The following is a 1640-nucleotide window of genomic DNA, read 5'->3' as shown; positions in this document are numbered from 1 at the left end:
CCACTACTCGTCTTATCGGTCTGAGTCCTTGTGTTGTGGGGTGTTTTTTTTTTTTACCCCCGCCTTTCCGATGCGTGCCCGCTCCCCCCTCCCCGCCTCCCGCTTCTGCCTTCCGTGATCGCGTGGCTGCGATCACGGGTGAAATGATTCAGAGAATACAGTTAGCCAAGCTAAACTTTGGCCCGATGCCCACGACCCACACCAGCCCCCGCCTCACCTTCGCGATCGTCGCCATCGGCGTCTGCTCCTACTCCCTGCTGCAGTCGGTCTCCGTGCCGACGATGCCGCTGATCCAGACCGAGCTGGAGACGGACCAGGCAACGGCGTCCTGGATCCTGACCGCGTTCCTGCTCTCCGCTTCGGTCGCGACCCCGATCATCGGCCGGATGGGCGACTCCTTCGGCAAGCGTCGGATGTACGTGTGGAGCCTGGCCGCCCTCACCGCCGGCGCCCTCCTCGCCGCCGCGGCACCCAGCATCGAGGTCATGATCGGCGCCCGGGTCCTGCAGGGGCTGGGCGGCGGCACCTTGCCGCTGGCCTTCGCGATCCTGCGTGACGAGCTGCCCAAAGAGCGTGTCGCCGGTGCGATCGCGGTGACCTCGTCGCTGCTCTCGATGGGCTTCGCGGCCGGGATCGTGCTGGCAGGCCCGGTCGCCGCGACGCTCGGCTTCCGGGCGCTGTTCCTGCTGCCCGCGCTGGTCGCGGCCGGTGCCGCGATCGCCGCGCTGCGGATGGTGCCCGAGTCCCCGGTGCTCACCGGCGAGCGGATCCCGCTGCTCCCCGCGGTACTCCTCGCCGGCTGGCTGGTCGCGCTCCTCCTCGGCGTCAGCCGGGCTCCGTCGTGGGGCTGGACCTCGCCGGCCACCATCGGCCTGCTCGGTGCCGCCGTCGTGCTCCTGGCCACCTGGATCCGGGTCGAGTGGACCGCACGGCAGCCACTGGTCGACCTGCGTCTGATGGGCCGCCGCGGCGTATGGACCGCCAATCTGGTCGCCCTGCTGATCGGCATCGCGATGTACGCCTCCTTCGGCTTCATCCCGCAGCTCACCCAGACCCCGCCGTCGGCCGGCTACGGGTTCGGGGCATCGGTCACCGTCGCCGGCTACCTGATGCTCCCGACAGCCATCACCTCGTTCCTGTGCGGTCTGGTCAGTGCGCGGCTCGCCGAGCTCATCGGGATGCGCCGCATCCTGGTCATCGGCGGACTGCTCACCGCGGTCTCCCTGGCGATGGTCGCCTTCGTCCACGACGAGCCGTGGCAGATGTGCATCGCCGCGGGACTCTCCGGCTTCGGCACCGGCCTGGTCTTCGCCAACCTCGCCAACGCGGTCGTGGCCGCGGTGCCGCCGGAGCACACCGGCGTGGCCACCGGGATGAACGCCAACATCCGCACCGTCGGCGGCACCATCGGAACCGCGGTCATGACCTCCCTGGTCACCGCGCACACCCTGCCGTCGGGATACCCCACCGAGCAGGGGTACGTCACCGGCTTCGGCTTCCTCACCGTCGTCGCCCTGGGTGCCGCCCTCGCGGCCATGCTCATCCCCCTGACTCCGCGAAAGGTCACCCCCGCCGGCCGAGAAGTCACGTACGTCGGCCGAGGCGTCGCTCCCGTCGGCCGAGACGGCACCGAGGTGACG

The 1640-nt window shown here is 69.8% G+C and carries 1 protein-coding gene; it reads left to right on the top strand.

The features are described 5' to 3' along the window. Positions 1-185: 185 nt before the first annotated feature. Positions 186-1640, top strand: a 1455-nt coding sequence (locus tag ACFV9G_RS29465) for an MFS transporter (protein ID WP_378732967.1), incomplete at its 3' end; no start/stop codon positions are given.

It is taken from the genome of Nocardioides sp. NPDC059952 (assembly GCF_042730435.1).
Classification (GTDB): domain Bacteria; phylum Actinomycetota; class Actinomycetes; order Propionibacteriales; family Nocardioidaceae; genus Nocardioides.
This window is presented reverse-complemented; position numbering and strand designations above follow the sequence as displayed.